This is a genomic window from Nostoc sp. DedSLP03 (assembly GCF_034530815.1).
Classification (GTDB): domain Bacteria; phylum Cyanobacteriota; class Cyanobacteriia; order Cyanobacteriales; family Nostocaceae; genus Nostoc.
This window is the reverse complement of sequence record NZ_JAVRCK010000075.1, coordinates 1-23,805: the sequence shown is the minus strand read 5'-3', so window position 1 is coordinate 23,805 and position 23,805 is coordinate 1. Positions and strand designations below refer to the sequence as shown.

At 42.0% G+C, this 23,805-nt stretch carries 23 protein-coding genes; 8 read left to right on the top strand and 15 right to left on the bottom strand.

Translation table 11 applies throughout. The annotated features are described in order from the left end of the window. Positions 1-292 precede the first annotated feature (292 nt). The 9 genes from RM368_RS28200 to prfC all read right to left on the bottom strand — a co-directional run bounded on the left by RM368_RS28200 (position 293) and on the right by prfC (position 11,421). Entirely contained in the window at positions 293-562 is a 270-nt protein-coding gene (locus RM368_RS28200; RefSeq protein WP_322697115.1) for a hypothetical protein, read from the bottom strand. 78 nt (positions 563-640) lie between these two features. Continuing rightward, positions 641-1,699: a WD40 repeat domain-containing protein gene (locus RM368_RS28195; protein ID WP_322697114.1), complete on the bottom strand. Its 1,059-nt coding sequence runs from the start codon at positions 1,697-1,699 to the stop codon at positions 641-643. A 103-nt stretch (positions 1,700-1,802) separates the two neighbouring features. Continuing rightward, positions 1,803-2,774, bottom strand: a complete 972-nt coding sequence (locus tag RM368_RS28190; protein WP_322697113.1) for a GTP-binding protein — start codon at positions 2,772-2,774, stop codon at positions 1,803-1,805. 291 nt (positions 2,775-3,065) lie between these two features. Next, entirely contained in the window at positions 3,066-3,980 is a 915-nt protein-coding gene (locus RM368_RS28185; RefSeq protein ID WP_322697112.1) for an alpha/beta hydrolase, read from the bottom strand. A gap of 108 nt (positions 3,981-4,088) precedes the next feature. Further along, on the bottom strand, positions 4,089-4,529 hold the full coding sequence (locus RM368_RS28180; protein WP_322697111.1) for a SufE family protein: 441 nt from the start codon (positions 4,527-4,529) through the stop codon (positions 4,089-4,091). A gap of 404 nt (positions 4,530-4,933) precedes the next feature. Beyond that, positions 4,934-5,380 carry a hypothetical protein gene (locus RM368_RS28175; protein ID WP_322697110.1) on the bottom strand — a complete coding sequence of 149 codons (447 nt, stop codon included), beginning with the start codon at positions 5,378-5,380 and terminating at the stop codon, positions 4,934-4,936. Positions 5,381-6,116: 736 nt separating this feature from the next. Further along, the gene (locus RM368_RS28170; protein ID WP_322697109.1) at positions 6,117-6,626 is read right to left on the bottom strand and encodes an RNA-binding protein; all 510 of its coding nucleotides are present in this window, start codon (positions 6,624-6,626) and stop codon (positions 6,117-6,119) included. Between the two features lie 688 nt (positions 6,627-7,314). Beyond that, complete coding sequence (locus RM368_RS28165) at positions 7,315-9,588, bottom strand: M48 family metallopeptidase (RefSeq protein ID WP_322697108.1); 2,274 nt, start codon at positions 9,586-9,588, stop codon at positions 7,315-7,317. Between the two features lie 204 nt (positions 9,589-9,792). After that, the gene (gene prfC / locus RM368_RS28160) at positions 9,793-11,421 is read right to left on the bottom strand and encodes a peptide chain release factor 3 (RefSeq protein ID WP_322697107.1); all 1,629 of its coding nucleotides are present in this window, start codon (positions 11,419-11,421) and stop codon (positions 9,793-9,795) included. Positions 11,422-11,545: 124 nt separating this feature from the next. Between prfC and RM368_RS28155 the strand changes: the two genes are divergently transcribed. Continuing rightward, entirely contained in the window at positions 11,546-11,905 is a 360-nt protein-coding gene (locus RM368_RS28155) for a DUF4870 domain-containing protein (RefSeq protein ID WP_322697106.1), read from the top strand. A gap of 402 nt (positions 11,906-12,307) precedes the next feature. Beyond that, a complete protein-coding gene (gene hemB, locus RM368_RS28150) occupies positions 12,308-13,288 on the top strand; it encodes a porphobilinogen synthase (protein ID WP_322697105.1) in 981 nt (326 codons plus the stop codon). A gap of 152 nt (positions 13,289-13,440) precedes the next feature. On the opposite strand, the gene RM368_RS28145 is transcribed toward hemB, so the two are convergent. Both RM368_RS28145 and RM368_RS28140 read right to left on the bottom strand, forming a co-directional pair. Then, on the bottom strand, positions 13,441-13,818 hold the full coding sequence (locus RM368_RS28145) for a putative toxin-antitoxin system toxin component, PIN family (protein WP_322697104.1): 378 nt from the start codon (positions 13,816-13,818) through the stop codon (positions 13,441-13,443). 38 nt (positions 13,819-13,856) lie between these two features. Beyond that, the gene (locus tag RM368_RS28140; RefSeq protein WP_322697103.1) at positions 13,857-14,126 is read right to left on the bottom strand and encodes a hypothetical protein; all 270 of its coding nucleotides are present in this window, start codon (positions 14,124-14,126) and stop codon (positions 13,857-13,859) included. Between the two features lie 445 nt (positions 14,127-14,571). On the opposite strand from RM368_RS28140, the gene RM368_RS28135 reads away from it, so the two are divergent. The 6 genes from RM368_RS28135 (at position 14,572) to RM368_RS28110 (ending at position 19,527) form a co-directional block, all read left to right on the top strand. Next, entirely contained in the window at positions 14,572-15,555 is a 984-nt protein-coding gene (locus RM368_RS28135; protein WP_322697102.1) for an alpha-ketoacid dehydrogenase subunit beta, read from the top strand. A 46-nt stretch (positions 15,556-15,601) separates the two neighbouring features. Next, positions 15,602-15,730: a hypothetical protein gene (locus RM368_RS28130; protein ID WP_322697101.1), complete on the top strand. Its 129-nt coding sequence runs from the start codon at positions 15,602-15,604 to the stop codon at positions 15,728-15,730. After that, positions 15,706-17,118 (top strand): protein translocase subunit SecD, encoded by a 1,413-nt coding sequence (gene secD, locus RM368_RS28125; RefSeq protein WP_322697100.1) that lies wholly within the window; start codon positions 15,706-15,708, stop codon positions 17,116-17,118. The genes RM368_RS28130 and secD overlap by 25 nt, the downstream gene beginning before the upstream one ends. After that, entirely contained in the window at positions 17,115-18,104 is a 990-nt protein-coding gene (gene secF, locus RM368_RS28120; protein ID WP_322697099.1) for a protein translocase subunit SecF, read from the top strand. Before secD ends, secF begins: the two co-directional genes overlap by 4 nt. Before the next feature lie 251 nt (positions 18,105-18,355). Further along, positions 18,356-18,769, top strand: coding sequence for a hypothetical protein (locus RM368_RS28115; protein WP_322697098.1), 414 nt, complete (start codon positions 18,356-18,358; stop codon positions 18,767-18,769). 290 nt (positions 18,770-19,059) lie between these two features. Continuing rightward, complete coding sequence (locus tag RM368_RS28110) at positions 19,060-19,527, top strand: GNAT family N-acetyltransferase (RefSeq protein WP_322697097.1); 468 nt, start codon at positions 19,060-19,062, stop codon at positions 19,525-19,527. Positions 19,528-19,601: 74 nt separating this feature from the next. On the opposite strand, the gene RM368_RS28105 is transcribed toward RM368_RS28110, so the two are convergent. From RM368_RS28105 to RM368_RS28090, 4 genes are all read right to left on the bottom strand, one after another. Further along, positions 19,602-20,561, bottom strand: coding sequence for a HAMP domain-containing sensor histidine kinase (locus RM368_RS28105; RefSeq protein ID WP_322697096.1), 960 nt, complete (start codon positions 20,559-20,561; stop codon positions 19,602-19,604). A gap of 103 nt (positions 20,562-20,664) precedes the next feature. Then, entirely contained in the window at positions 20,665-21,267 is a 603-nt protein-coding gene (locus RM368_RS28100) for an L-threonylcarbamoyladenylate synthase (RefSeq protein ID WP_322697128.1), read from the bottom strand. An 88-nt stretch (positions 21,268-21,355) separates the two neighbouring features. After that, positions 21,356-22,246, bottom strand: coding sequence for a peptide chain release factor N(5)-glutamine methyltransferase (prmC, locus tag RM368_RS28095; RefSeq protein WP_322697095.1), 891 nt, complete (start codon positions 22,244-22,246; stop codon positions 21,356-21,358). Positions 22,247-22,271: 25 nt separating this feature from the next. Beyond that, complete coding sequence (locus RM368_RS28090) at positions 22,272-23,087, bottom strand: Tic22 family protein (RefSeq protein WP_322697094.1); 816 nt, start codon at positions 23,085-23,087, stop codon at positions 22,272-22,274. Positions 23,088-23,805: the final 718 nt, after the last annotated feature.

Sequence of the window (23,805 nt, the reverse complement as noted above, 5' to 3'; positions counted from 1 at the left end):
ACTCTGTTCACTCTAGCAAGTTTTCTAATCCCCGGACTAGCTCTTTTAACAAGACCTTAACAGCTTGGGTGCAGATAGCGAACGCACCAACCTTAATACTTTACCAGCAGCTTTCTCAGTATCCAGAGATTCACTTAACAACTTTCCTACTTCGTTTTTCAGGTGTGACTTTTAGCGAATATCATAAATAATTATGCCGCAACCGATGCGATCGCCACGTACAAAAAGCTCATAAAATTAATCAGGGCACAGCATTGCTGTGCCCCTACAATATTCATAACTCCTAAATGTATTAAAAATCGGCGGATGGCAGCTTACCTTGTAGCGACTGAAATTTAGACTGAACACAGTTGGCACAATTGCAACCAACTCGATCGATAATCGGATTAGATGTTTGAATCAAATGTGGTGTTGGCTCAGGAATTTGTTGTGTAGATACTACCGTCATAAATTGGGTAGCATCAGCAGATTTTAGGCTGGATGCGTTTGCTGGATTGATTACCAGGAGCATAGATACCAGAAATGCGGGACAGGCAAGTAAAATCAATTTGACAATGTTCATAATTCACACAAAGATAGCTTTGCTGATACAGCATAGCTAATAAATTGCCCAGCTTCAATTTTAATTACCAAGTATTGCTTAACTACGTCCAAATCCTTGACCCCGCAAAACCTTTGACCATACAAGTAATTCGCCCTGTTCACCCCCTGCGGCCAATAACTTACCTTGGGGATGCCAAGCTAGGCTAGAAAATCCTGCTGAGACACCTGTGATAATTTGGGATACTTCTTTGGCTTGGTTCCACAAACATAACCAGCCGTCAGCAGCAGCAGAAGCCAGAAGGAAGCTTTTGGGTGCAAAGGCGATCGCATTGATCGTACCCACATGATTAGTTAAAACTCGCGCTTCCCAACCTAAAGTATCATCCTCTAGCTTTTCCCACACCACAATACCTTCAACGCTAGAAGATGCCAGTATTGGCGCACCTACTTTGGTCATAGCTTCTGACCATGCCAATTGGCGAATTTTACCAGGGAAGCCGCGCATCACCCAAGGGTCGGGGTTGTTCCATTCTAAAACGGTGACGCTACGATCCATATTGCCAGAAGCCAGGAATTTGCCATCGGGCGACCAAGCCATCGCTAAACTGACAGTAGTCATATCTAAGCTGTATGGTTCTTCATCCCAGTTTTGACTATGCCAAATCTTCACTCCCTTGTAACCACCGATAGCCAAATACTGCCCATCAATGCGCCAATCTATACCCAATACTGAAGAGTTGTCGAAATTCAGTGTCACGACAATTTCACGAGTATCTGCATTCCAGACTTGGACATAACGCCCCAAACTAAAAGCGAGTTGGTTACTGGTGTAATTCCAAGCTAGCTTGTCAACCCATGCGGGAGCATTTTCTAACGTGGCGATTAATTCAGTATCGCGCCAAATTTTCACCTGTCCATCTTGTCCGCCAACAGCTAAAAATTTCCCATCTGGTGAAAATGCGAGACAGTCTACTGATTTACCGTTACCAGTTTGTAAAGTTGTGAGTTCGCCATCATTCCATAAAACTACTTCCCCAGCAGCGGAAGTTGCTGCTAAAGTTCGACCTTGTGGCGACCAAGCGATCGCAGTTACATAATCTGAAAGTGTCCCCGAATAGTGTTGTTCAAATTCCTTAGATTTGGTTGTGGAGTTCATAGTTATTAGGTACTGGGGATTAGGGACTGGGGACTGGGACTAGGGACTGGAAAATATAAAGTGAATTTTTCCCAATACCCAATCCCCAGTCCCCAGTCCCCTTTTATACTAAACAAGCGAGAAAATCTTGCTTAAGTTTGGCTGCATCAAGGTTGCGACCGATGAAGACTAGTTCGTTTTTGGGGGTTTCGCTTGGTTTCCAGGGGCGATCGGGTTTGCCATCGAATATCATGTGTACTCCTTGGAATACAAATCGATTATCTTCTCCAGCAATATTTAAAATGCCTTTCATCCGAAAAATATCGGGGCCTTGAGTACGCAGTAGCTCCGAAAGCCAAGCGTTTAATTTTTCTCCATCAACTGCACCTGCTTCTACTAAAGCCACAGAATAAACAGTTTCATCGTGTACGTGGGTATCTTCGCCTAAGAAATCTGGATCGATTTCTAATGCGCGTTCTAAATCAAAAGCTTTAACACCTAATAAAGCATCCATTCCTAGTTCAGAATTTTGGGTGCGGTAGATTTTTGCGATCGCATTCATCGCCCGAATCCGTTTTTCTAATTCATTTAACTCTTCTGGCGCTACTAAATCTGTTTTATTAAGTAAAATTACATCGGCAAAAGCAATCTGTTCTTGGGCTTCGTCTGCATCCCAGTGCTGCCAAATATGTTTGGCATCTACGACTGTCACCACCGCATCTAAAGACAGTTGGCTTTGCAAATCTTCATCAACAAAAAACGTCTGAATCACTGGTGCAGGGTCGGCTAATCCAGTTGTTTCAATTACTAAATGGTCAAATTTATCGCGCCGCTTCATCAAATTGCCAATGATGCGAATTAAATCGCCGCGCACTGTACAACAGATACAGCCATTATTCATTTCAAATATTTCTTCATCTGCATCGATAATCAATTGATTATCAATACCCACTTCCCCAAATTCATTGACGATCACAGCAACTTTTTTGCCATGTTCGTAGGTGAGGATGTGATTGAGTAGAGTCGTTTTACCTGCTCCCAAATAGCCAGTCAGAACAGTAACGGGAACTGAATCTGTGATTACGTCAGCCACCATACTCTAAATTCCCCTTGTCTCACCTTGTGGATAATTATTATCGCCTATGATAAATCTTTTTATATTTTTGTGCGAACTTGCTGTTATTTTGGGTTTCAGCAAAATAATCACATAATTTAATCAAGAAACATTTTATTTTTATGCATCTGTAATAAGTAATAAATATTCACAAGGTGGCAGTCTACTGGCGTTTTCTCTTTCTCTTTTGCAAAAACTTACTCCCAGTAGCTTGAAGTAATTTTAATCTCGCATCAAGGTGCAAAATGAATCTTTGCGTCTTGATGCGAGGATTTAATTTTCTAAGGAGAACAAAAAATCTTCAATTGCTTCTAAAACAACTGCTGGATATTCTTCATGCAGTCCCAAAGAACCAGGAATAACAACGCTTTTCACTCCTGGTAAGGCTACCAAAGCGTTCATTTCTTCTCGTGATTTAGGGGGGCTGGATTCTCCAATTACTACCATGAGCGGTACGGTTAAAGACTTTACAAGTCCCAGAAAATCAGATTGTTCGCGTACAGCATCGAGATTACCAGTTACAAAGGCAGCAGATGCAAATCGCGCTCCTGGTTGTTGAGTCGTCTGCCACTTTTTCTCAATGAAACTGGGTGTAATTTTAGCTGCGTCAGTAAAGACATGACGGCGGTACATAAAACTTAAGAAAGATTGGGTAGTGTTGAGTTTGTAGAGAGCTTGACCAACTATAGGCGATCGCACCAATTCTCTCACCAGACCAGCTATCTGTTGACTTGCCCCCATTGTTGGTAAAGGCCCACGCCAAGTAGGAGCCAACAATACAATTTTTGAGAAAGCAGCCTGCTGTTTGACAGCTAATTGTAAAACGTAACTAGCAGCATGACCAGCCGCCACCACAGTAACAGGAGTATTAAAAACAGCTTTGACAAAATCTTCCAGAAATTGCTGATATATTTGGGGTCGATAATTCAAACTAGGGCGAGAAGATTCACCAAATCCAGGCCAGTCTACGGCTACAACTTGAAAATTGGGAGCTAGTAACTTAACAAGTTCGCCGACTTCCAAACGCGTCGAAACACTGCTGAAAGCTGGTAGCAGCAATAGCGGTGAACCTTTACCAAGGGTTTCATAAACAACGCGCAATTGCTGATTTTCCCAATTCCAGAGATATTCTTGAACTACTCCACCAAAACCAGTAGTAGCAGAGGTAGATAATACATTGGTTGACATGAGACTAAATTTTGGTATTTATACGTTTTTTGTCATTTGTCATTTGTCCTTTGTCCTTTGCAAATAACTAATGACCAATGACCAATGACCAATGACTAATAACCAAGTTTAGCTAGGTAAATCTAACTTACATTCCAATGCTTTTTTTTGCATGGTTTTAAAAATGTTGTAAAACCCATTCGCACGGGAAGGTGTCAGGCTAACATTTAAACCTGTTTCTTGAATAAAATCTGGAGTAAGTTGAACAATCTCAGTTGGCGTTAGTCCATGTAATCCTTCAACCAGAAGCCCGACTAATCCTTTGGTTAACTGAGAATCGGAATCGCCCTGAAATACAACCTTACCATCATCCAAGGTTGCGGTGATATAAACTTGAGACACGCAACCAGGAACTTTATTTTCGGGTGATTTATCAGCTTCTGGGAACTCATTGAGCTTCTGAGCATACCAGATTAGCTGTTCGTAGCGTCGCTTCGGTTCGGAAGCGCGTTGAAAGCGCTGGACAATTTTAGCAAGCGCAGGTGGCAAAGAATCTAGAGTTGAGGACATAAACAGAAGCTGAAAACGATCGGTATCTCCTTGAGTGTAGATTATCTTTAGAACGATGCCTACGGCGGGCTACGCCTACGCGCCTCCGATTCGCTTGGCATTACTGACTATAATTTATCAAATCTAGCTAATTACTGCGATCGCATTGATAAAGATCAGGTTTTTTTTATGTGTGTAATCAGGGGGTAATGAGCAATCGAACAGAAAGTTACGCTAAGGCTGTAACCCTTACTGGATAAGCATTATATCAATCAATATTTTTGGCAATTCTCAATGTACCAATTAAGCTATTAATAAGCACTGCTGCAATTTTTTGTTTTCACGCTGTCTGCCATGATTTTTTTATAGAACAAATCATGGCAGACTAGTATTTTAAAAAATATATGCAACTAAGAAGCGTTGCATTAGACGAGACTTAGTATCCCATTGGAACCTAAGACAAAAGCATAATTTCCAGGAGCGTTGACGGTGGTTTTATTTAGTTGAATACCAGCTGTGTTCAAATCTCCATCAAATCTAACATCAGCTATTTTTGCTTGGTCTGTAAAGACTATTGAATTACCGGGTTTTAGTTGAAGGTCTTGCGAAATTGTATTACCAAAGCTTAAATCAAAATAGAGCGGAGAAGAAGTCCCATTGTATATGTCAAGTGAATTTTTCGATCCGTTTGGATTGGGATTGGGATTAGGATTGAGATTGGGGAGTAGTGGGTTGGCTATGAGTGCAACGCCGTCTAGGAAGCCTCCACCGCTAATAACTTGAGAGGTCTCGTTATCTAACTTTTTGATTAAACCTAGAGCTTCTAAATCTGTTTTATTGTCTGAACTAAATTGCGAGTGTTGAGAATTCATACGTAATACTCCAATTAAATGCAATGTCCAATGCTAGGGATATATTTATTCATCCCATATTGTTTAGTACGATGCATTTTCTGATTTATGCACTCAATAGAAACATATCCCCACACCCCTCAAATTTGTCACAAGTTAAAAATAAGTTAATTTTGTCAATACATCTTTGAGCATAAATTTGTAGGGGATTGCGGTAGGGGTAGTGAGTGCGATCGCCCTCTAATACCGTTTCACCATAAATTTGATACAGATTCTTGCAGGGGAAGCAGGGGGAGTAGGGGAGGCAGGGGAAGCAAGAAACATGATTTGTATCAAAAATTTAGTGAAATGGTATAACAGTATCACTACTCATTTGACCCCAATCACAAAAACTTAATTTTATTTTTTTTTATAAGCAAGCTTTAACAATAAGTCTACAGAAACTATAGTCGCATCAATATATACTTTTTTGTTACGCAAGTATGATAAATTCGTGAAACTTATGTGTCGTTTGATTTGATTAAAATCTAGATAGATTTTATGGAAGTTGGGCGGTTTGCACGCTCCTAGCTGCTAACTCTTAAGTACGACTTGGTGTGACTAGTGGCGATGCGATACCTACAGCGGACTGTGCCTACGTACTTACAAAATTAGCTGCAAGTTCATTAAACTAAGCAGCTAGATAATTATCAACAATTAAAAATTAAAAATCAAAAAAAATTCTGATTTTTAATTTTTAATTTCTCTCCCTTGAAGATTAATTTGTAGTTTGTGCAGCTAACATCTGCTTCAGCTTTTCTAATTCCGAAGCCCAACGAGGATCTGGACGAATAGCGTCTGAATCGGTGGTTGTAGTGCTGCTTTCGCGAGAACCTCCGCCACCGCCGCCACGACGAGGCTTTTTAGAGCTTTTCTCACGACGGCTACCTTCTCTGTTGGGGCTAGGAGTCGGGGTACTATTACTAGTATTAGCAATAACTGGTTTAGGAGCTTGCTCGTCGCCCTCTTCACCCTTTGTCCGAGGTAATGCCTTCTCTAGCTTAATGGGAGTATCTTTGAACATCTGACCATTATACTTTTCAATAATTTCGTCAGCTTGTTCGTCATTATTGACTGTAAGAAAACCGAAACCACGGCATTTGCCAGTTTTGCGGTCTTTAATTAATTTAGTAGTTACAGCATCACCTTCTGCTGCAAAAACGGCTTGCAGATCTTGACGATCTATTTCATCTTTAGGCAAATTACCTATATATAGGCGAACGGACATGAACTATACCTCCAGAGTTGAATGAACATGGCAAGGCAAGAAAACAATCACTTAGCTTTGGCTTTTAAATAGATGCTATTGACCAAGACTGCCATAAACCAATTTTTTTGCTCGAAACTGTCAACTTATACAACAATACAGTTTTTCGTCGGGATCAAGCTTGTTTAATCCAAAGGCTCACACTAATGGTGAGCTAATAACACCTTAATTCTAAGAATTGTAAATTTAATAGCCTATTGCCTGCTAAAGTACACGCTTTCTTCTATGCCCTTTTTCGCAGAATCAAATACCATTCCTTACATTACCACGGTATTTTCTACGTAGCTAGTTTAGCGCCTACATTTTCAGGATTACTATTACTAGATCGTAACATAAAACACATTTTTTTACGCAAGTAAGCATATTTTGAAACAAAAACCAGCCAGTGGCTGGTTAATTTGCTGCTGTGTTGGGAGGATAAAAAAGTATAGAGCGGGGAAAAAGCACCTAAATCCACAACTAAGCGGTGATGCTGAGTTATATAGGTTGCTCTTGTTTGTGTAAATAAATATAACATTTGTTAAGGAAATCTGCAACTTTTCTTTACATTCCGATTTGTCCTTTGTCCTTTGTCCTTTGTTGATAGCCAATAACTAATGACCAATGACTAATGACCAATGACTAATGACCAATGACCAATGACCAATGACTAACCAGTTAGAAAGACGTATGCGCCCCAAGCCTGTGCTGCAACAGCCAAAAAAGTAGACCAAATGGGATGAGGGCTATGAATGGTTTTACCACTTTGAGTTTCTAGGGTTTGGATATCGATCCAAGGTGTTGCTCCTCGCCGGAACCAACCTGTGACGATAATTTGCCGCCCGATTAGATCCTGGTGATTGACTGATTGTCCTAGCCAAGAAATGTGGTGCAATTTCACCAAACCTGCGCTGGATTGCAAGATTAAATCTTGCGCTAGGGTGTTACTAGTACCTTGACGACCTAATAATTTACCCACAAGACGCACGCTGACGCTATCAATAGGTAAGGCAGAAGGGTCAGCTAACAGGTTGGGTAAGCTGTCGTCAGTTTGTACGGTGGCAGGTTTAATATCAGGGAAGAAAGAATTAATCCGCATCACAGTACCGATGCTAAAGCCAATCAGAAGGCAGCCTGTAATGAAAGACCAATCTTCATATATCCACTTTAGATTCAAAAACTTGAGTGTGAATGCTAGTTGCCATGTTAGCCAGACGAAAGCTGCAAATAGAACCCCTAGAGGAATTCCCAACCAGGGAGCGACTTGTAATAGAAAAGACTGGCGCTTAACCTTTGATGGAACGCTATCAAAATGTAGTTCGGTGTCTAGATGCCAGTGACGGGCTATTTGACAAAGGCGTTCGATGCGATCGCCCATTAAAGGATGGCTATTATTAATCGTAAACCATCGGCGATAGGGATTGGCTGTATCCCACTTCAAAAATGATTCAAAAGATAAATTACTGGCAATAGTACCCAAAGATAAACTCTGTTGATAGCTGACTGGTGTTAAAAGATTTAAGCTTTCTAGTTGCCAACTGGTCTGTTCTTGTTTTTGGATATCAGCGGCGATGCCAATGGCAATTTTGAGTAAAGCGCGAATCAGGGCATTAGGATTACCAGTAATTTCAGCGGCGACGCGATCGCTATAATAAAGCCGCAACCGCGACAACCACAATGCAGTTCCAGTCAGCAAACACCAAATTCCATAAATTAGACTCGCCAGAATTGTCACTGGCCTGCGCCAAATTTTTGCTGATATTTTGTCTCCCAACTCCGACACTTGCTGATATAGCTTATGAGTTGGTAGTGTCACCAGCAGCAACAAAGACATTACAGCAAAATCCCAGTGAGCAATATGCCCTAGCTGCGTGGCGTAAATAATGGCGATTTCATCATCTGCCAGCTGCTCTAATAACCCTTGACTGACAACAATCCTGGCATTACGTGGTAAACTACCATAAGTCAGAATAATTGGTGCAGCCGTTGGTAAAATCCGCAGTTTGGGTAACGGCCAGTGCCGCTGCTGGCAACAACGTTGTAGCACCCGAACAGCTTCGCGGCTATGGGTATTCAATACATCTTTCGGAAATTCTCGCTGGCCATACAAGTTCGCCAGTAGCAGATCCAGCAACCAAGGTGATACCCCGATTAAAATCACCAATGCGATCAGCAACAGTTGAGTAGGATCTTGGTATAAAAACTGTATTGGCTCCAGATACGGTAGTTTGACTAGAGTCTGGTTGATTAATCCTAATGCCAACTTGAGGATTTCTCGTATTACCCAAAACAGGGCGATAAATGTTCCTGCCGATAGTAGCCGCAAGGGAATTAATTTTGGCTTACGTAGTGGTTGCCATGCTTTGGCGCGTTGTGCTTGCCGCCAATAAATAACGCCGAATAATTTGGCTTGAGTGCGGGTAACAGAACCCATGAAGCCGCTTAGAGGTGTAGCCGATGGTGGCGGTGGTAGCGGTGTCGCTAATGTAGCTTTGAGTTTAGCTAGTGGAACCATCGGCGGGATGTCGTCGCTTTTGGTTTCTATGACTCGATCGTTTGGTTTTTCCTCTGATGTAGGAGTTTCCGGGGGAGTAATGGGGGTTGAATCTGGTGTTGAATTCTCAAAAGGAACAAATCCAGTTTCGACTTTTTTTGATTCTCGATCGGATTTTTTACGTTTTGTCAGGTGTTCGAGAGCGCGTGTTGCCCACTCTTGAACTTGCGGATTGTTACTCTCAATGAGATTTTGGGAAATAGCGATCGCTTTGGAGGCTTCTCCAATCCGTGCATAAGCCATCACTAAACCAACCTGGGCTTGTAAGCTAGCAGTACCATTACTTTGGCTGCTAGCAATAGGTTCTAGTTGAGCGATCGCTGTTTGGTAATTTCCCTGCTTGAGGGCAACTAAACCAGCCTCCAAAGACGGTTTGGCATGTGAAGGCATACAAATTCTGGCACTCCAATCTCTTCTAAGTGATCCACGTTTGTGCAAAAGCGCGAACCTCGGATGCCGTGGAAATCAACCGCGCCCAAGTTTTGCCTGTCAAGTGAATGATAAAGATTGAATCCAGGAGTCAGGAGTCAGAATTCAGTTAGCTATTTTGTAGGACTAATTCTGAATTCAGAATTCTGTATTCTGTATTCTTCTTCATTCCTCCACTGGTTGTTGACTAGAAAAAACTGGAGCGATCGCGCTTAATTTTAACTCTGGATGGTCGCCCAGTAATTGTTGACAATTCCATTCGTTGCGGAATAGCAACACTGGTCGTCCCATACTGTCTTTAACTGTAGTGGTATTGAATATTCGTCCCACTTTTTCTAATGCTTCCCAACCACCCTCAACCCAACGGGCGACACTGTAGGGCAATAAGTCTAATATGGTTTCTACACCATACTCGTTTTGTAAGCGAAACTGCACTACCTCGAATTGCAACTGACCCACCGCCGCTAAAATTGGATCGCGCTTGGCTTCATCAGTTGAATACATAATTTGCACAGCACCTTCTTCTCGCAATTCCGCAACGCCTTTTTGGAATTGTTTAGACTTCGAGGGGTTGGGATTCCTCAAAGATGCAAACAGTTCCGGCGAGAAATACGGAATCCCCTCATATTCGAGCTTTTGTCCCGTGTAAATTGTATCCCCGATCGCAAAAACACCAGGATTATTCAAACCGATCACATCGCCAGGATAAGCCACATCAATCGATTCTCGCTCTTGAGCAAAGAGTTTTTGCGGGCGAGATAGACGGATGAGTTTACCAATGCGGGCGTGATTCACCATCATATCTTTTTCAAACTTACCAGTGCAAACCCGGATAAATGCAACGCGATCGCGGTGTTTCGGGTCCATATTCGCTTGCAGTTTGAAGACAAACCCCGAAAATTCCGGGTATGTAGGGGGAACTTCACCAACACTGCTGATATGAGAACCGGGTTTGAGGGCATAGTCGAGGAAATACTTGAGGAATAACTCTACCCCGAAGTTAGTCATGGCGCTACCAAAGAACACAGGCGTCATTTTGCCTTCGTGTATCAACTGCAAATCTAACTCTGGGCCAACTCCTTCTAAGAGTTCTAGATCGTTTTTCAGTTGATAGTACAGATTTTGTTCTAGCTGTTCTTCTATTCTCGGATCGCCTAACTCCACTATTGTATCGCGGGCTTCTCGGCTACCGTGGGCGCTGCGTTCAAACAAGTGTATTTGTTGCTTGTGTCGGTCAAAAACACCTTTAAAGCGATCGCCCATGCCAATCGGCCAGTTGACTGCATAGGTTTGCAATCCCAATTCTTGTTCAATTTCATCCAACAATTCCAGAGGTTCTCTTCCTGGGCGATCGAGCTTGTTGATAAATGTAAAAATTGGGATACCCCGCAACTTACACACTTCAAACAATTTGCGGGTTTGAGGTTCCAAACCTTTTGCCGCATCAATTAACATCACTGCATTATCGGCAGCAGCGAGGGTGCGATAAGTATCTTCACTGAAATCTTGGTGTCCGGGAGTGTCTAATAAATTGATTTGACAATTGTGGTATTCAAATTGCAACACTGTGGAGGTAATAGAAATACCCCGTTGTTGCTCCATCGCCATCCAGTCAGAAGTAGCCTTTCGCTGTGCCCGTCGCGCTTTGACTGCCCCAGCTTCGTGAATTGCACCCCCGTACAGGAGTAGCTTTTCAGTTAGTGTAGTTTTACCAGCATCAGGGTGAGATATAATCGCAAAGTTGCGGCGAAGTTCGACTGCTTGAATAAGTTCAGACTGAAGTTCAGTAGACATAAATGTATTTGTTTGTTAGCTAGCTTAATTTTTTTTGACTCTGGTAAGTCTTTTAATCTTAAGACAACGATGCTCATGATAGGGTCGTAGTATAACCAACAATCTGACTAAATAGGAGAAAGCAATGTACGACACAGACAAGCGAAAGCTTCTATCTGCCTTGTCTCATGGAGCGATTTTTTTCAGCACAACATTGGTATCTGTAGGCATACCTATCGCCATACTGCTCGTATCTGACGATCCTGTTGTTAGAGAAAACGCCAAAGAATCTATTAATTTCCACTTTAATGTCTGGTTTTATGGTGCAATTCTGGGAGCGCTATTTTTTCTATTCGGCTGGTTAGTGTTACCTCTATTATTGCTGGGGCCGCTAGCTGGTCTGGGATATCTATTACACTGGGGATTGACAATTTGGGCACTCATTGGAGTTTTCAGCAATCCTGATATACCCTTCCGTTATCCCTATATTTTCCGAGTTTTTTAACACAAATTATTATTAGGCATTGGGCATGGGGCATTGGGCATTGTAAATTATTTGTTATCAATTACAACATTTCATTAATTTGTAGCGAATTCTCTGCGTGCCTCTGCGTTTACCTCCGCGCCCCTTTGCGTTTAAATTTCAACCCTCAACTCGCCACGATTTTGCCAACAGACAGTCTTACATTTTGAATTTTGAATTCCTTATTATGTTGTTTTTTTCCCAGTCCGTCGGATAGGTGCAACCAAGCTGTAGAATACAAAATTGCCCCACAACTTGATTAAGAGGTAGGGCAAAGGACAGTTAAGCACTGTTTGTAGTCTGTCTGACGGCAGGAAAATTTTAGCCTGCTTTTGTGACGCTTTATTTTGTGTCCATTTGCGTTGTTTTTCTTGATAAAATTTTATGTTTCCTACACATCGCCCCCGTCGTCTGCGTACTCATCCTCAACTGCGCCGGATGGTTCGTGAAACTGTTTTAACAACAAGCGATTTAATTTACCCACTATTTGCTGTACCGGGTGAGGGAATCGCTAATGAAGTGAAATCCATGCCCGGAGTCTACCAACTTTCGGTAGATAAAATTATTGAAGAAGCAAAAGAAGTTTACGACTTAGGAATTCCTTCGATTATTTTATTTGGTATTCCGGCTGATAAAGATGTGGATGCCACTGGCGCTTGGCATGATTGCGGTATTGTCCAAAAAGCAGCGACGGCGGTAAAAGCAGCAGTGCCAGATTTGGTTGTAATTGCTGATACTTGTTTATGCGAGTACACAAGTCACGGTCATTGCGGTTATTTACAAACTGGTGATTTAACAGGGCGAGTTTTAAATGACCCAACTCTGGAATTGTTGAAGAAAACAGCAGTTTCTCAAGCGAAAGCCGGTGCGGATATCATTGCGCCTTCGGGAATGATGGATGGGTTTGTGCAGGCAATTCGTCAGGGTTTGGATGAAGCCGGATTTCAAGATACGCCGATTTTATCTTATGCTGCTAAGTATGCTTCGGGTTATTATGGCCCATTTCGGGATGCAGCAGACTCGACACCGCAATTTGGGGACAGAAGGACTTACCAAATGGACCCAGGTAATGGACGGGAAGCGATTAAAGAGATTGAATTAGATATTGCTGAAGGTGCTGATATGCTCATGGTTAAGCCAGCCTTGGCATACATGGATATTATTTGGCGCGTTAAGGAAGCGAGTAACTTACCAGTTGCGGCTTACAACGTTTCTGGTGAGTATGCGATGGTGAAAGCTGCGGCTCTCAATGGTTGGATTGATGAGGAGCGGGTGGTTATGGAAACTCTAACTGGGTTTAAACGCGCTGGTGCAGACTTGATTTTGACTTATCATGCCAAAGATGCGGCGCGATGGTTAAAGTAGGCTAGACAGTTGAATAATTTATTAATAAATCTCACGCAGAGACGCAAAGGCGCAGAGTTTTTTTGCGTTTTGGTGTCTGGGCGTGAGATTATTGTATTTTGGCTTGAACTAGTGCGAAATTAAAAATTTAATTAATCCGATCGCTACGTTTATCAATCTGAGAAATAGCGACCTAGAAAATCTTGTGGTGTCAAAATTGGAATTCCGTTAAATTCTATCAACACCAATAAATCTAAATCACCAGTAACAATTGCTTCAGAATTCGCTGCAATAGCCGCAGCCAAAACAAAATTATCTTTTGGGTCACGCAATTGAGGAGCATCTACGGAGATAGTTGGACAATCATTTGATAAACCCTTAACTACAGACATCAAATTCTCAACCGTATAACCTCTTTGTTGTAGTCGTAGTTGAAATTTCTCACGTTTTAAAGTTGTTTCTAATTCTAGTAATAAAAATTCAGAAGCAAATATATTAATTTGTTGATTTCTTGCTAAAAGCAAGGTTATACAAGGAACACCTCCCCACAATAAAGCCGAAATCTAAACATTTACATCAAGGATAACTCTCATGGATTAGACCATAACTCTTGTCTGACATCCTTGACAACTTCACTAATTTCTTCCAGCGTTAGTTGATTAGGATCGGATTCTAAGTCTTCTAAGCCTTGCAGAAATTCATCTAAATCTACATTCGGCTTAGTAATTTTTTTCAACACAATTTCATTTTCTGTAACCGAAACTTCATATTCTGTCAAAGGTTGGAGTTTAACCAATACCTCTGATGGGATTTCCAGTTTTCCCTCAGCCGTCACTTTAGCAACAATATTTGTACTCATAGTTTAAATTTCTACTTTTATAGATTTTATCCTTTTCTCCTTCGTGCGATCGCTCAAGCTTGCTTTCGTAGTCTTTCTAGGTTCTGTTGATGCAATTCTGGGAAGTTTTCTAAATCATCTATTGACTGCGGCGCAGGGAAGATTACAGCGTGTTCAGAGGTGAATCGATGTATCTTTCAATCGTGAATTTTTAATATATTTTATACATTAATACTAAATTTTATTACGTAAAACAGTTCAGCAGATTTGCCAGAAGGGGAGCGATCGCTCATAAAACCTCTAAAATCAAAATTAAATAGCTTTGATATAGTTATGGCAATCACTCGCTCTATGCTAGGGGCCGTTTATTTAAAAAACCTAAACTCTAACTAGTGCGATCGCTCACTGTATTTGCGACAGCAGCACGATAAAATTCTAAAACCATAATCGTACTATAAAGGTCTAAATGGCAGAAACACTATTCTTCAACGCCTTACGGGAAGCCATTGATGAAGAAATGGCGCGTGACTCCAGCGTATTCGTTCTCGGTGAAGATGTTGGACACTACGGCGGTTCCTATAAAGTTACCAAAGACCTGTACCAAAAATATGGCGAACTCCGCATTCTAGATACCCCCATTGCTGAAAATAGCTTTACTGGGATGGCTGTGGGAGCCGCAATGACTGGGTTGCGTCCGATCATTGAAGGCATGAACATGGGCTTTTTACTGCTTGCCTTCAATCAAATATCCAACAACGCTGGGATGCTCCGCTATACTTCTGGTGGTAACTTTAAAATTCCAATGGTAATTCGCGGCCCTGGAGGTGTAGGACGGCAGCTAGGTGCAGAACATTCCCAGCGACTAGAAACCTACTTCCAAGCTGTGCCAGGGTTAAAGATTGTTGCCTGCTCTACACCAAGAAACGCCAAAGGACTACTAAAATCCGCTATCCGCGATGATAATCCAGTGTTGTTCTTTGAACACGTTCTGCTTTACAACTTGAAAGAAGATTTACCAGAAGAAGAATACCTCCTCCCCCTAGATAAAGCAGAAATTGTACGTCCAGGGAAAGATGTGACAATTATTACTTATTCGCGGATGCGCCATCATGTAGTGCAAGCCCTAAAAACTCTTGAAAAACAAGGATACGATCCAGAAGTTATCGATTTAATATCCCTTAAACCATTAGATTTTGATACCATTGGTGCATCAATCCGTAAAACCCATAAAGTCATTGTTGTGGAAGAATCGATGCGCACTGCGGGTATTGGAGCAGAAGTCATCGCCTCAATAAACGATCGCTTATTCGATGAATTGGATGCACCAGTACTACGACTTTCTTCCCAAGATATTCCCACACCTTACAACGGCAATCTGGAACGATTAACAATCATCCAACCAGAGCAAATTGTAGAAGCTGTGGAAAAAATGGTGGCGTTGCGAGTTTAGGAACTGGGGACTGGTGACTGGGGACTGGGGACTAGGAGAATAACTCATGCCCAATGCCCAATCCCCAATGCCCGATCCCCAGTCCCCAATACTTACTCATAACTCCTCAAAAGAACGCTATTATAGCGTTTGTCAGTTGCGAGTTATGGTATGCAAAGACAGCGATCGCTATTAATTTTGATTTTAGTCCTGATAATCGCCGCTATTACGGTGATTGCCACAATTCCGATACCTCTAGGACTGGACTTGCGCGGAGGTTCACAGCTCACAATTCAGGTGAAACCATCAGCGGATATCCCCAAAATCACCGAACGCGAATTGGAAGGTGTGAAGAAAGTTGTTGAAGGCCGGATTAATGGTTTAGGTGTTTCTGAGCCAGTAATCCAAACAGTTGGTACAGATAAAATATTGGTGCAACTACCAGGAGTCAACGATCCAGAACAAGCTGAACGGGTGCTAGGGGGTACAGCACAGTTAGAATTTCGTACCCAAAAGGCGAATACAGAAACTCAGCTGCTTGCTTTTCAAGCATCAAGAGCCGAATTGAAATTCAAGCAAGAAGAATTAAGAAAGAGTACCGACAAAGCGGCAATTGTTAAGAATCAAGAAGACTTACAAAAAAATAATCAAGCGATCGCAGAATTGTTTGAAAGCACCGATCCACCGCTAATTGGCAAATACCTCAAGGATGCCTATGGTGAACCCACTCAAGGCAACAACTGGAATGTTGCCATTCGCTTCGACCAAAAGGGTGGCGAACTGTTTGCCAATTTGACGAAAAACCTCGCTGGTACTGGGCGTAGCATTGGTGTTTTTCTGGACAATGAACTAATCAGCGCTCCTACTGTAGGTATAGAATTTGCCGCCACTGGGATTACAGGTGGTTCTGCCGTGATTACAGGACGTTTTACCGCCCAACAAGCCAATGACTTAGGCGTGCAGTTACGCGGTGGTGCATTACCCGTACCAGTAGAAGTTGCAGAAAGGCGGACAGTCGGAGCAACCTTGGGTAAAGATAGTATTCAAAGTAGTATTTATGCTGGAGTCGGTGGTTTGACTTTAGTATTAATATTCATGGTGGTTTACTATCGACTACCAGGATTGATTGCGGATATATCACTAGTGATCTACTCTCTTTTAACTTGGTCAACCTTTGCTTTGTTGGGCGTTACCCTAACTTTGCCAGGAATTGCTGGTTTTATTCTCAGTATTGGGATGGCAGTTGATGCCAATGTGCTAATTTTTGAAAGGACGCGGGAAGAATTGCGGGCGGGTAAATCTCTGTATCGTTCTGTAGAATCTGGTTTTTATCGGGCATTTTCTAGTATTTTAGATAGCAACGTCACTACATGGATTGCTTGCGCTGCCCTGTTTTGGTTGGGGTCTGGTTTAGTTAAAGGTTTTGCTCTAACCTTAGCTTTGGGGGTAGCTGTGAGTATGTTTACTGCAATTACCTGTAGTCGGACATTGCTGTTTTTGGCAATTTCAATTCACTCCTTGCGCAAGACAGAACTTTTCTGTCCAAACCTGCCAGCATCGAATAAGGCAGAGGTGACTCAATGAAACTAAGCATTAATAAATCGCGATCGCTTTGGTGGAGTATTTCTGCCGCTATCATCATTGCTGGTATCATTTCAATGGTGATTTCTTGGCAACAACCTAGTATTCGTTCCCCCTTACGCCCCGGTTTAGATTTTATCGGTGGTACGCGGTTGCAGTTTGTTCGAGATTGCACCAAACCCGGTAACTGCGACAAACCAATTAATATCAACGCTGTCCGGGAAGTAGCAAAAGCGCAGGGACTAGGTGATAGCAGTATCCAACTTGTCTCAGAAAATGGTGTAGAAAATGGTGTACTAATTCGGTCAAAAGATTTGAGTGTCGATCAGCGTACCAAATTACAAAACGCTTTGAGCGAAGAAATCGGCGTTTTTGACCCACAAAAGAACCAGATTGACTCCGTTGGCCCCACATTAGGCAGAGAACTGTTTACATCGGGGATGTTAGCTCTGATAGTTTCCTTCATCGGTATTACTATCTACATGAGTTTCCGCTTCCAGTTAGATTATGCTGTGTTTGCGATCGTTGCCCTACTCCACGATATTTTAATCACGGTAGGGTCTTTTGCATTTTTGGGTTTGGTGGCAGGCATCGAAGTAGATAGCCTTTTTATCGTCGCCTTACTTACGATCACAGGTTTCTCAGTCAACGATACAGTGGTAATTTACGATCGCATTCGGGAAACCCTGAAAATCCATCCCGAACAGCCGATTGCCCAAATTGTAGATGATGCGGTTAACCAAACATTGACAAGATCGATCAACACTACCTTAACCGTATTACTGACATTATCTGCAATCTTTCTATTTGGCGGGGAAACACTGAAATACTTTTCCCTGGCTTTGATTATTGGCTTCACAATGGGAGCTTATTCGAGTATTTTCATCGCCAGTACGCTTCTAACTTGGTGGCGAGAGCGTCAAGGGGAATCCCAGGTCTTAGACAACGCTGATTCGATTGATACATCTCCCAGTTCCCAGGATAGTTAAAAAGAGTGTATATTTCAAAATTGGGTGAAAGCATTTTTAATTGCTCGCCCACGCCTTGCAATTTTTTCAGAAGAATTCAGAACTCAGGAGCTAGAATTCAGTATGAATTCTGTATGACTGGGTAATGAATATTGATTTAAAACCAAGCCGAATTGTGGGCGAAAGCAAATTCAAACATTATCGCCTTAAAACTCTATCCCTTCATGGGTCGAGTGTTCAGAATCCTGAATCCTGACTTTATTTATTCCCCTATGGATCGACCGGAAGAACGATTAAATACTGTCCCAGATTTTGAGAAATCTGACCCATCGTTTGCTCAACAAGTACAAAGGCTACATCAGCTGACAGTATATGGCAGGTGGCTGTTTGTGGGCTGTTTATGGCTGACTGTTGCGCCTCTCTCCTTGTGGGGTCTACGTGCAGAAATTGCTCTGTGGCAACAATATTTTACCTGGGTAGCAGTGAGATTTGGATTGTTCTACCATCCACTGTCTACCTTCGGTCTCGCTTTTTGTCTGGGGATGACTGCTGCTGTTTTAGTTTGGCAAAGTCGGAATATTCTACTCGGACTGCCACCGCAAGAAAAACAACGTTTAGAAAAACAAGTTTATCGGATACGTCAACAGGGAGCAACTCATCCTCTATGGAAGTGGGTTTGTCATTAAATTTTCTTTCTCTACACGTACAGCAATTTATAGCAAAATATGACTTAAATCAAAGTTTAAATTGATGGGTAAGCAAGTTTGTAGTCAGGACTTTAGTCCTTAATTTTCTCAGCACTAAAGTGCTTACTACAAACTTTTCATTACTAGCTAGCTTAGACATTGTACGAGACATCTGCTGAAAAAGAATGTAGAAACTTAGTAGTGCTACGTCTCTACAAGACTTTTGAATAATGCATATTTAATTTCATCAAATGTCTGCTCAAAAATACTGCTAAAAGTGGATGCCATACATGAACGATCTTCAGATCAAATTTAGCGATCGCAAGTCTGAAATTGACCTTTATCAACTCCAAGAACTGTTAAACGTTTCCGCTTTCTGGGCAAAGGGACGCAGTATTGAAGACTTAGGTATCGCTATTGCCAATAGTGAGCCAGTGATTTCTGTTTGGAATAGCAATCGGCTCATTGGCTTTGCCAGAGCAACATCTGATGGCATCTATCGCGCCACAATTTGGGATGTTGTGATTCATCCAGAGTATCAACATAGTGGGTTGGGAAGCAATTTAGTAGAAACCGTTTTAAGACATCCTCGTATGAAGTCGGTTGAGCGAGTTTACCTGATGACTACTTACCAACAGGGTTTCTACGAAAAGATTGGTTTTCAAAGCAACACTACTACTACGATGGTGCTACACAATCAAGCTAACCGTACTTTCCTTGCTACTACAGAAATTCAACTTCAAGAATCATCGAAATAGTTCCCAGCAATAAGTCCTGAGTATAAGAACTGTAGTAGTAGGGTAATCAAGGCGCAAGATTTCCTATCTACTACTCAGGACGGGCTAAACGCCCCGCTTCCGCTAACAGCACTACTCACTAAAGGGATAGATATTTGTATTCTGGTAAGCTGCAAAAGTGGTTCCTTGACAATGGTCGAGGGCAAGATTTCTAACTTTCCTCCCATAACTTCCACCAAAGTTTGATTGATTAATAGTCTCATTCCTGGGGAAAGAGTAGGGTTTTTGTGGTCAATCTGGGTCAACCGATCTTCAAATTTGAGCAAATCAATCGGCTCGCTCCAGGGTACAGCATGGGTTGGTAAATCTAGCCAAATGTTTACAAAATTGTTTGTAGGTAGGATGCTACTAGAAATACAAATGCTGCCTTCCTCCATCTGAGTAATGGCAGTGTCTATTAAACTTATCAATACTTGGCGGAGCCAGAGGTAATCTGTCAAAACATAAATTTCTGAGTCGGTGGGTAATAATTTTAAGGGAAAATTGCGATTTGTCGCCAGCATATAAGTTAAGTCATGAACCTCCTCTAAAATTTCGGCTAAGGGTCTGGGCTGAATATCTAATTTATTAGTGCCGTGTTCAGTTCTTGCAACATTGAGAATTTCATCCATTAGCTTCAGCAGTTTCAGCGTTCGCTCGTGAGCTTGGGCAATAAATTCTCGCTCTTCAGCTGGATTTTCACACAAATCTGACAAAATTAATTGATGTAAGCCAATCAAACCATTAAAAGGCGATCGCAATTCATGGGTAGTCCGCGCCAAAAAACCAGCTTTAAACTGGCTCATTTCCTTTGCCATCAGATATGCCAGCTGGGTTTGCTGTAGCTGTTGCGATATTAGTGACATATCCTGTTGAGCTAATGGCGCTACTGGGGATGAGCTAGATGAAACATTAGGCGATGCCTGCTTTGGGCGTAGCCATCGCCCAAATAACTGACGGAAAACCATACCTAGTGCTATTCCTACTCCTAGATATATCCAGTTACTCCAATTCATATCTGGCAATTATTAACTTGCTAATTAAGTACAACAGCGCCAACTAAAGTTTCAGATTTCTCTTTTGTTAACACCACGAAAACAACATTATAACTACCTATACTTAGTTATCACTCGATAAATCTAACTCGATCGCACCTTGTCGCAAAATCTGCCAATTTATCCCTGTCCATTTAGCAACGGTGGAAGGTATACCCATCCCTGGTATTTCACTCTGGTATTCTGTCGTTGCTAAAGTCAAAACCTGGGGAAACTGAGTCTCAATTTCTGTCATTGTTTGCAAAGGCGGCTGACCAGAAAAATTGGCGCTAGTGGTGGCAAGAGGGCCTGTTTGCGCCAAAATAGTTTGAGCGATCGCACTGTTCGGTACTCGAATCCCAATTGTTGTTGGATCGATGGGATTCATAACTTTTGGTAAGCGTTCACTCGCTGGCAAAACTAATGTCAGGCCTCCTGGCCAATATTTATCTGCTAATTCTTGCCAAACTTTATATTCATTCTCACTACCTTTGACATACGGCCACAAATCTTCAGCACTAGCCGCCATCAAAATCAAAGGTTTATCTTGACTGCGTTGTTTCGCCGCAAAAATTAATGCTGCTTTTTCTGGTATCGCTGCAAGTGCCGGAACAGTATCCGTCGGAAAGCTGACTAAAAAACCAGCACGCGCGCCAACTATTAGATTTTCTAAAGAAACTTGGGTCATATTTACAAAGTTAGGAGTAGAGACGCGATTAATCGCGTCTGTGCAGGAGTAAGGAATTTCATAACTCATAACTCATAACTCATCACTCCTAACTTTTGTAGGCCAAGGCAAAACGTTCAATTCCAGCTAAATCAGCGTGAATTTGAATTTTACAATAGCTACCTTGATTTTGTAAAAGTTCTCGCACTGCATCCGCTTGTCCAGCCATCATCTCAATCAGCCACACGCCACCCGATTGCAAATAACTAGGGGAGACTTCGATCAAATGACGAATGCAATCTAAGCCATCAAGGCCACCATCCAAAGCTAGATGTGGTTCGTGGTTAACAACTTCTGGTTGCAAAGTCAGTAAGGTGCTGGTGGGGATGTAAGGGGGATTCGACACCATACCACTGAACTGACCTTTTAAGAATGTCAGTGGCTCCCACCAGGAACCTTGATAAAATTGAATCCGGTCAGCAAGACCCAAATTATCAGCGTTGGTTCGAGCGATCGCCAGAGCCTCTAAACTGTAATCAACTGCATGAATTGTTGCTTTTGGCAAGACATCTGCTAATCCGATGGCGATCGCACCACTCCCAGTCCCTAAATCCGCCCAGTGTCCTGAAGTATTGCTAGTAGATGCTTCAGCTAAATCGATTAAACACTCTGTCTCTGGTCTAGGAATCAAAACCGCACTCGACACCGCAATTTTAAACTGACGCCAAGGTGTAACTTTGGCAATGTACTGCACTGGTAAGCAGTCATTTAATCGCCTCTGCCACAGATGTTCTAACTCTTCTAGCGGCAATTGCAGTTGAATTTGCGGCCAGTTTTTAAAAGACTCTAAACGCAGTGCCAAGCGGTCTAATCCAGCAACTTCGAGGAGCAACCAATCTACCTCCATTGGTGGGATATCAGTGGCGATCGCTGCTTTTAAAGCTGCATTCCGCCACTGCCAAAGTTGTAAACCAGAGACTATCAGATGTTTTTCCCCCATACCTCAACCTTGGAGCGCATATCCGTTATTTTTTCGGAGCGGGGGCAGCTGGCTTGGCTGCTGGTGATTGATTTGGCGCCAGGGAGCGAATAAAGTTGATCGACTCCCGTGATGGATACAGAACAATTTTATTGATACTAGGATCGCTGCTGCTATTGAGAGCTTCCATAACACCGTACAAATCCACCACCTGAATTTCAGTATTGGCTCCTTCCTTTGGCACGGCTTTTTTGAATTCCTCTAACAGAGCCACTGCTTGTTCTTTCTCAAAAAAGAAAGGAATGTATCGCTCATTACCTTTAGCAAGGGGAATGGTCAGATAGCTATTATCTTTCTTAAATTTGGGTACAAATAGAGGAATACCATTGAATTGCTCTACCTTTTTACCATTTTGATTAATCATACTTGTTGCCGAAGCTACTTGTTGTTGCGTCGGAACTAAAGTATAAATCACAGAATCTGATTTCTTTTTGCTTTCTTGAACTATTTTATAGTAGTCTGCCAAGGACAAAGGTCTAACCTGTAGAGTGCCTGCTAACTGGGGATTTTCTTTTTTGAGCCGATTGTCAAGGAATTTTTGAGCATCTTGCTTGCTAATAAAAAATCCCACTTGTGAGATCGGCTTGGATGCGTTGTTTCTTGAAAGAACTACAAATTCGCCTTTAGGATTGGTGAGCGTGAATACAGGTACTTCTTGGAGCTTTTTCACGACTTGATCTTGTGGCAGAGCGATCGCCTCTAGATTGCCCATTCCTGGTATATTGCCTATTCCTGAAAGCCCTGTTAAAAATACACTGCCAGCTATACCCAATGTTGCGCCTAAGCGAATAAATGATTTCATGACTGCTCCTCGCATCAATAGTCCAATTAAATTAAACAAATGGAAATGGTTGGATTTGCACAGCACCAACTAGCTTTAGTTATATAGCAATTCATTTTAGTTTTGAAAAATTCATTATGCGCGTTGAGGTTGAGTGTTAAGCGTGAGGCAGCCCGGTCTTGTTGTTCTAACAAAGAGGGACTGCCGTTAGCGCAAGCGGTAGCGACACAGGAGCGTCACCCAAACGGTCAACGGTCAAAATCCAATGTTCCCTAACTATTTAGAGTTGCTATAGTATCGTTTTCACAAATTGGCTGTGCTAACGTTGTGTTTTTCTAGGTTTCGCTTCGCTATTGACCGCGAAATGCCGTAGATGCTTATTATATGTCTTCTCAAACAGCAAAAAGCCTATTCATCTCTCCAACCTTGGAGATGATAAATGCCATTTTATCGGCTTTTTCTAAAATTAGTTGACGCTATTAGTTAATCAATCGTTCCATCTGCAATTGCTTTAATATCTTCTCAAATCTATACAAAGCTCAGAGTTCAGAATATCTTACTACTTAATGATGTTAATGACGAAATTTGTCTGTTATGCTTCAACCACAGAACAGCCTAATTGGTCTTCTCCGTAAAAATATTTAATTCAATTGCCTATTTAGCAAAGAAAATCTAACTAATTACCCTAGGGCGTGTCATCAATTGAGCCAAATGACAGAAGCAGCCAGATAAATTGCAC